This is a genomic window from Porticoccus sp., from assembly GCF_041592135.1.
Taxonomy (GTDB): domain Bacteria; phylum Pseudomonadota; class Gammaproteobacteria; order Pseudomonadales; family Porticoccaceae; genus Porticoccus.
Map to the genome: position 1 here is coordinate 20115 of NZ_JBFHQR010000017.1, position 8341 is coordinate 28455.

Below are 8341 nucleotides of genomic sequence, written 5' to 3' on the forward strand. Positions count from 1 at the left end.
TCAGGGTTCAAAGCGGACCACCAGTGCGTTAAGGCCATATTTTTTATCGATGGCGGCCTTTTCCTGCAGCAGTTTTTCTTTCAGCACCTTGGGTCCGACGAATACCCGGCTCAGTTGTCCCTGGCTGTCCTTCTGTTGCTGCACAAAGGCGCGGTAGCCGTCGTCGAGCAATTTTTTCACCAGGGCCTGGGCGCGCTCGGCATCGCGAAAACTGCCCACCTGTAACACCCAGGATTCCGGCAGGCCCTGTTCAGACAGCTGCGGCGGTTCCGGTGTCGGGGCAACTGCCTGCTGGGGTTCTTCCACACCCAGTTGAAAGCCCTCTTCCGGGGGCGGCGCGGGGGAAATATTGTCCGGTCTGGCAGGTTCGGCCACCTCCACCGGGACAATGTCAGGTTTGGGGGGAATACGGGAGCTGGTGTCTACCCGGGGCGCCGTTTCGGAAAAATCAAACAGCACGGCAAACAGCACCAGTACCAGCGCCAATAGTACAAAACCGCCGACAATTCGCTGTTTAACCTTTTCCGTCAACACAGTTCTTTCCTTCGGAATCATGCAACCTTTCCAGTATCGGGCCCACGGTAAAGAAGGAGCCGAATACCACCACCCTGTCACCTCCAGCGACCAGGGTTAGCGCCTTTTCAAAAGCTGCCACCGGTGAAGGGCAACATACGGCGTCGCCGACCGCAGGAGTCCCGGCATTGTACAACAATGCCTGTAGCATTCCTGCACCGGCCGCCCTCGGCTGATCGGGAATATCGCAAAAACACCAGGTTTTGACCAGCGGCATCAGGGGCGTCAGCGATCCGACGATATCCTTATCCGCCATCATGCCCACCACCGCCACCAACCGACCCTTTTCCGGCAGCAGCCTTTCGGCGAGCAATTGTGCCGCCTGGGGATTGTGTGCCACGTCGAGAATAACGGGCACAGCGTCCACCTGCAGGCGCTGGAAGCGACCGGCCACGGCAACTTCCGCCAGCGCGCTGGTATCCACCCCGTCACTGGGCAGACCGCTGATCAGCGCCATCGCCTGCAGGGCACAGGCAACACTGTTGGGGGGCAGCGTGTTGGCGGGAATCCCGGGGAAATGTTGCAGCGCAAAATCGCGGCCGTTGATCAACAACTGCGCACCGATGGCGCCGGCCGCCTCAACCAGTCCGGTCACCGGCATCCGGTCGCCGCACAGCAATGGCCTGCCGGGCCGGGCAATGGCCGCTTTTTCTGCACCGATCTGGTTGAGGTCATCCCCCAGCCAGTCCTGGTGATCCAGGGCGATGCTGGTGACGATGGCGATATCGGTATCGAGGATATTCACCGCATCCAGCCGGCCACCCAGGCCCACCTCCAGAATGGCCACATCCAGTCCCGCCTCGGCCATCAGCAGCAGGGCCGCCAGGGTGCCAAATTCGAAATAGGTGAGACTGGTGTCGCCACGGGCCTCTTCAATCTGCTCGAATGCACGGCAGATAGCCACATCGCTGGCCTCCCGGCCATTGATAACTATGCGCTCGTTGTAACGGATCAGATGGGGCGAGGTGTAACTGCCGACGCGGTAACCCGCTTTTAACAGCAATGCCTGCAAGGCGGCCACACAGGAGCCCTTGCCATTGGTGCCCGCCACGGTCACCAGTGTTGTCGCCACCGACCGCTTGCCGGAACCCGACAGCCCCATGCGCTGGGCGACCCGGCTGATCCGGGTCAGCCCGAGTTCAATCTCTGTGGGATGCCGCTGCTGCAGCAGCCCCAGCCATTCACTCAGTGAATGCCGGGGCATCAAGATCGGCGGGTTCGGGAGCGTGGGTAAATTTGGACAGCAATGAGGCGATGGTATCGCGCATGGCCGGACGGGAGATGATCAGGTCAATCGCACCGTGCTCCATCAGGAATTCGGCGCGCTGAAAACCTTTCGGCAGGCGCTGGCGAATGGTCTGCTCGATAATATTGGGACCGGCAAAACCGGCGCGGGCACCCGGCTCGGCGGCATTGATATCCCCCAACAGCGCCAGGCTGGCGGAAACCCCGCCGTAGACCGGATCGGTCATCACGGAAATATAGGGCGTTCCCTGTCCTTTCAGCTTCTCAATGATGGCGCTGGTCTTGGCCATCTGCATCAGGGAGATCAGCGCCTCCTGCATGCGCGCGCCGCCGGTGGCGGAAAAGCAGATCAGCGGGATATTTTCTTCCAGGGCCACCTGGGCTGCGCGGGTAAAGCGCTCGCCCACCACATAGCCCATGGAGCCGCCGTGGAAGGCAAATTCAAAGGCCACAGCGACCACCGGCATGTCTTTAAGGGTACCTCTCATGGCCACCAGCGCATCGTCTTCGCCGGTCGCCTTCTGGGCATCGGCCAGGCGATCCTTGTAGCGGCGCACATCCTTGAACTTCAGGCGATCGATGGGTTTGACCTCGGTGGCCAGTTCCTGGCGATTCTCGCGGTCCAGGAAAAAGTCCAGGCGGCGACGGGCACCGATACGCAGGTGGTGCTCACACTTCGGACAGACGTCGAGGTTCTTTTCCAGCTCGGGGCGATAGAGTGGCGCACTGCACTTCGGGCATTTTTTCCACAGCCCTTCCGGAACACTCTGGGTGCGATCTTTTTTCTGGGTACCCGGACCCTTGGGACGAATCTTTTCCAGCCAGCTCATAGTCGGTTCCGTCAGTTATCCAGCGCCTTGCGCATTTCAGCAATCAACTCCGATACGGTCGCAGCATAGACGGCCGGATCACGTTCCCCGGACTCCGCGAGTCCGGCCATGCGGTTGACCAGCACGCTGCCGACCACGGCACCATCCGACAATTCAGCAACGGCACGGGCGGAGGCACCATCCTTGATACCAAATCCTACACAGACCGGCAGGTCAGTCAATGTGCGAATGTAGTCCACATGCTGTTTCACGGAATCCACATCCAGGTGACCGGCACCGGTCACGCCTTTCAAGGACACATAATAGATGAAACCACCCGCCATCTGGGTGACCATTTTCTGGCGCTCTTCACTGCTGGTCGGGGCCAGCAGGAAGATGTTCTCGATGCCGGCCTGGTGCAGCTGCTGGTTAAACTCTTCCGCCTCTTCCGGCGGCAGGTCCACCGTGAGCACCCCATCCACGCCCGCCGCCACCGCCGCTGCAATGAAGGTTTCATAGCCCATGCGCTCGATCGGATTGGCATAACCCATCAGCAGAACCGGGGTATCGGGATCGGTTTCGCGAAACTGCTGCACCAGTGCCAGTGCGTCCCGCAGGCTGCTGCCGTGGGCCAGTGCCCGCTCGTGGGCCTTCTGTATCACCGGACCCTCGGCGGTGGGATCTGAAAACGGCACACCCAACTCAATAATATCGGCACCGCTTGCCACCAGGGCGTGCATCACCGGCAGGGTGACATCCTGTGCGGGGTCGCCCAGCACCACATAGGGAACCAGGGCCTTGCGGCCTTGCTGGCGAAGGGATTCAAAGCGTTTGTTAATTCTGTTCACTCACATACTTCCACAGTGTTCTTGTTATCGGGGCCGGAAAACCTAAACGGTAATGCCGTCGATTTCCGCCACGGTGAGGATATCCTTGTCGCCGCGACCGGACAGGTTGACCACGATCATCTGCTCCGGGTCCATCTGGCGAGCCAGTTTTTCCGCATAGGCCACCGCGTGGCTGGATTCCAGCGCCGGCATAATGCCCTCCACCTTGGTCAGGCGGCGGAAGGCATCCATGGCCTCGTCGTCGTTAATGGTGACGTAATTGACCCGGCCAATATCTTTCAACCAGGCGTGCTCGGGACCCACACCGGGGTAGTCGAGGCCGGCGGAGATGGAATGGGTTTCAATGATCTGGCCGTTTTCATCTTCCATCAGATAGGTGCGGTTGCCGTGCAATACCCCCGGAACACCGTCGTTGAGGGGGGCCGCATGCTTGCCGCTGGCCAGGCCGAAACCGCCCGCCTCCACGCCGTACATCGCCACCGACTCGTCCTCCAGGAACGGGTGGAACAGGCCGATGGCGTTGGAACCGCCACCGACACAGGCCACCAGCGCATCCGGCAACTGCCCGGCCTGATCCAGCGACTGCTGGCGGGCCTCGCGACCGATCACCGACTGGAAGTTGCGCACCAGCTCCGGGTAGGGGTGCGGGCCGGCACAGGTGCCGATGATGTAAAACGTGTTATCCACGTTGGTCACCCAGTCGCGCATCGCCTCGTTCATGGCGTCCTTGAGGGTTTTGGAACCGGATGTCACGGGAATGACGGTGGCGCCCAGCAATTTCATGCGGTAGACGTTCAGGGACTGGCGATGCACGTCCTCCTCGCCCATGAAAACGTGGCATTCGAGGCCCAGTCTGGCCGCCACCGTGGCCGTGGCCACGCCGTGCTGTCCGGCACCGGTTTCCGCGATAACGCGCTTTTTGCCGGTGTGCTTGGCCAGCAGCGCCTGGCCGATGGTGTTGTTGATCTTGTGGGCGCCGGTGTGATTGAGGTCTTCCCGCTTCAGGAACAATCGCGCGCCTCCGGTTTCGCGGCTCCAGCGCTCGGCAAAGTACAGCGGCGATGGCCGCCCCACGTAGTGCGCCAGGTCGTAGTCAAACTGGGCCTGAAATTCCGGATCGTCCTTCAGACTGCGGTAAATTCGCTCCAGTTCATCCAGAGCGTAAATCAGTGTCTCCGACACGAAACGACCACCGTAGGGGCCAAAGTGTCCGCGCGCATCCGGCATGTGGCTGTAGTCAATCTTGATTTTTTCGTTCACTGGGCTCTCCGGTGATTACCCGCCTTTGGCGCGGGCAATAAACTGTTGTACAAGTGCTGCTGATTTAATGCCGGGGGCGTCCTCGACACCGCCACTCACATCGACCCCGTAGGGCGCGACCTGGCGCACCGCCTCCGCCACGTTGGCGGGGGTCAGGCCCCCGGCCAGAATCAGCGGCAGATCGGCCTTTTCGGGCAGGCGCTGCCAATCAAATGTCTCGCCGGTACCGCCGTATTTATCCTGGTGCCAGGCGTCGAAAAGCAGGCCGCAGGCACTGGGGAAACGGGCCATCTCCGCTGCGAGATCGAGACCGGGCGACACCCTGACCGCCTTGATAAAGGGCCGGTCGAATTGGCGACAATAGGCATCGTCTTCGTCACCGTGGAACTGCAACAACTGCAGCCCCACCCGGTTCAGGGTCTGCAAAACGACCGCTGCCGGGGCGTTCACAAACAGCCCCACGGTGGTCACAAACGGACCCACCGCGCGCGCGATGGCGGCGGCGGTAGCAGGCTCCACATAACGGGGACTTTTCCGGTAGAACACCAGGCCGATTGCGTCCGCCCCGGCCTCCGCTGCCACCCTGGCATCCGCTTCTCGGGTTATGCCGCAGATTTTGACTCGGGTTCGTTTCACAGTGGCTTCCAATAGCAAGGGGCGGATTGTAGCAAAAAGGTCTCGGCCCGCCTATCGCCCCGACTCTCAGCCATCGTTGATAAACTGGGGACCCGGCTTAAAGCCGGGCAGCTCGAAATGCCCGGGATAGTTCACGCCCACCAGGTACAGGCCATTGGGCGGCGCGGTGGGCGGCGCCTGGGTGCGGTCTCTTTTTGCCAGCAGTTCACCCAGCCAGGCTTCCTCGCAATCGCCCCGACCGATACACAACAATGCCCCGGTGATATTGCGGACCATGTGATGCAGGAAGGCGTTGGCCGTGATCTCGAGAATGACCAGCTCCCCCTGCCGCCAGACCCTGGCGCCATGGACGTTGCGATTGGGGGTATTTGACTGGCAACCCGCCGCCCGGAACGAGCTGAAATCGTTCTCACCCAGCAACTGCTGCACCGCGCGGTGCATGCGAAGTTCATCCAACGGGCGCTTTTCCCAGGTCAGCCAATGGTAGAACAACGCCGAGCGCTGCGGCTGGTTGGCGATCAGGTAGCGATAGGTTCTGGCGGTTGCCGCGAAGCGGGCGTGGAACTGGGGCGACTGCTCGGCCACCCAGTGCAGGCGAATACCGTAGGGCAGATTGGCATTGACGCCCAGTATCCAGTTCCTGGGATTGCGATCGGCCCGGGTGTCGAAGTGGATCACCTGATTGGTCGCGTGAACGCCGGTATCGGTGCGACCGGCACAGGTCACACTGACGCGCTCGTTGGCCACCTGGGTCAGAGCGGCCTCCACATGGAACTGGACACTGGGGCTGTGGGTTTGGCGCTGCCAGCCACAAAAAGCACTGCCGTCATATTCGACGGCAGCAGCGATGCGTTTTATTCCTTCAGGGAGTTCCCGTTGTTCCGGCACCAGACAGTTGGCGAGATACTCCCAGGGTTTCCCCTGGATCATAGGCTCAGGTCACCGTTTCGAGCAGATTGCGCGCTTTCTCTTTTTGCTCTTCGGTACCCTCTTCCAGGACTTCACTGAGCAGGTCGCGAGCGTTATCGGCATCACCCAGGTCCAGATAGGTCTCGGCCAGCACCAGTTTGGTGTCACAGACATCCTCATCACCAAAGGCCTTCAGCTCGGCATCCAGGTCGTAATTGTCATCCTCTCCCGTTTCAGAGCCGGAGAGAATCGCATCTTCCAGCTCCTCGAAGCTCTGCTCCGGGAGCGATTCAGGGGCGCTGTAGCGCTCGTTCGACACCGACAGCTCTCCCGCATCCGGGGACTCCGGCACCGGCGCCTGGGCGGACTCATCCAGCTCGATGCCAGACATGTCCTGGTCAATTTCAGAGGCCAGCGAATCCAGATCGATGTCACTCAGGTCCAGGTCGAGATCGAAATCCTGACCGGCTGCCTCAGCGGCCTGGGCAGGCGCCGGGGCTGGGGGTTCCGGCTCAGCTTCGGTTTCCGGCAGCTCGAGATCCACTGACTCGAGTTGACTCGCCGCTGTGGATTCATCCGTCAGCGCCGAGGCCTGCTCCGGCTCAACATCGCCGAGATCGTAATCCAGGGACGGCGCCTCAAAGTCAACCTGATCCTGTGGCGCCTCGACAGCGAGGTCATCCGCTTCAGTAGCAACTGTGGTCTCAGCGCTCTCGGCGTCAGCGTCCCCGCTAACGTCGGAAATCAACTCGGCGCGGAGTGTCGACGCCCTGGCATCGGCTTCCGGGTTGTTCAGGGTGGCGAGCTGCGCGCGCTGCTGGTCGAACGCCGCCAGATTGTCGGCACTGACATAGACCTCGAGCAGTTTGAGCTGCAGGGAGCTGTCCTGGGGATCTGCCTCAATGGCAGCTTTGAGAATATTTTCAGCCTGGCGGTAATTGCCCAGGGACAAATAGATGTCCGCTTCACCCTTGGGATCGACGCCTTCGTCATCGCCCAGCTGCAGTTCCTCCAGATCTTCCAGATCCTGCAACCCTTCGTCGTCGAGCTCTTCCGCGAGCTCGGCAATGTAATGTTTATCATCTTCGCTCAGAAGAGGCTCTTCCTCTTCCGGCAGCGCCTCCGCAGTCGGCTTGTCCACCAGGCTTTGCAGTGAGAGTTCATCGACCTCATCTTCGTCCTGTTTGCGATTGCGGAAGAACATCAAGGCCGCCAGCAACAGCGCCAGCAAGGCGATGGCGGGATAGAGCAAATAGTCCACCCATGCCGCCAGGTCAAACCCCTTTTCTTTTTCTGGCGCGACGTCCGCAGCGGCTGCCGGGGTGGCTTCATCCGCAGCCGGCTCGGCAGCGACCGATGCTGAATCGGCGGCTGGAGTCGGTTCCGCTTCAACCTGGGTCGCCACCTGGCTGCCGCGCAGGGAATCGTCCTGGATTTCCACCAGGCGGTTCATTGTCGAAAGCTGTTCCTCGAGCTGGGCGACACGATCTCTCAACTCGGCATTTTCACGGGAACTCTTGTCCAGCTCTTCGCGAGCGACCGCCAAGGCATCTGCCCCAGTGCCCGCAACACTGGCGCCACCCTCTTCCGCGCCATTCACACCGGCGACATCCGGGGTCAGGGCCTCATCGGCACCCAGGGCAGCCAGCTTTAACCGCCCTTCGCCTGTAGCCGCTGCCACAGCCGTCTCGGTATCAGCCGGGGTGGCATCCAGCATCGGTGCCTGGGAGTCGTCTGTGGCGACACCCTCACCGACGAGGTCGCTGTAATTAACATCCGACAGGGCGGCAATATCGCTGCCCTCGGGCAACCTGAGCACTGCGCCCTTTTTCAGCAAATTGATATTGTCGTTGATGAATGACTGGGGGTTGGCCTGCTTGATCGCAGCCATGGTCTGCGCCATGGAGGCGCCCTGGGGACGGATTTTTTCGGCGATCGCCCAAACCGTATCGCCACTGCCCACCCGGTATTCATCATCACCAACAGCCAGCGACGGCGCACTTACCGCTGCAGTGGCCACCGGCGCAGGGGATTGCTGCCGGGGCCGCGACGCAGGCTGCG

General features: G+C 61.2%; 8 protein-coding genes. All 8 read right to left on the reverse strand.

Going from position 1 to position 8341, the window contains the following annotated elements:
- The gene (locus ABY948_RS03290; protein WP_461481087.1) at positions 1–534 is read right to left on the reverse strand and encodes an SPOR domain-containing protein; all 534 of its coding nucleotides are present in this window, start codon (positions 532–534) and stop codon (positions 1–3) included.
- Positions 515–1777 (reverse strand): bifunctional folylpolyglutamate synthase/dihydrofolate synthase, encoded by a 1263-nt coding sequence (locus ABY948_RS03295; RefSeq protein ID WP_461481088.1) that lies wholly within the window; start codon positions 1775–1777, stop codon positions 515–517. Before ABY948_RS03295 ends, ABY948_RS03290 begins: the two co-directional genes overlap by 20 nt.
- Positions 1755–2648, reverse strand: a complete 894-nt coding sequence (gene accD / locus ABY948_RS03300) for an acetyl-CoA carboxylase, carboxyltransferase subunit beta (protein ID WP_461481089.1) — start codon at positions 2646–2648, stop codon at positions 1755–1757. The genes ABY948_RS03295 and accD overlap by 23 nt, the downstream gene beginning before the upstream one ends.
- An 11-nt stretch (positions 2649–2659) precedes the next feature.
- The gene (gene trpA / locus ABY948_RS03305) at positions 2660–3475 is read right to left on the reverse strand and encodes a tryptophan synthase subunit alpha (RefSeq protein ID WP_461481090.1); all 816 of its coding nucleotides are present in this window, start codon (positions 3473–3475) and stop codon (positions 2660–2662) included.
- A gap of 42 nt (positions 3476–3517) precedes the next feature.
- On the reverse strand, positions 3518–4735 hold the full coding sequence (gene trpB, locus ABY948_RS03310; protein ID WP_461481091.1) for a tryptophan synthase subunit beta: 1218 nt from the start codon (positions 4733–4735) through the stop codon (positions 3518–3520).
- A 15-nt stretch (positions 4736–4750) separates the two neighbouring features.
- Positions 4751–5371, reverse strand: coding sequence for a phosphoribosylanthranilate isomerase (locus ABY948_RS03315; protein ID WP_461481092.1), 621 nt, complete (start codon positions 5369–5371; stop codon positions 4751–4753).
- 66 nt (positions 5372–5437) lie between these two features.
- A complete protein-coding gene (truA, locus tag ABY948_RS03320) occupies positions 5438–6301 on the reverse strand; it encodes a tRNA pseudouridine(38-40) synthase TruA (RefSeq protein ID WP_461481093.1) in 864 nt (287 codons plus the stop codon).
- Between the two features lie 4 nt (positions 6302–6305).
- Positions 6306–8341 (reverse strand): FimV/HubP family polar landmark protein (locus ABY948_RS03325; RefSeq protein WP_461481094.1); only part of this gene is annotated, 2036 nt, incomplete at its 5' end.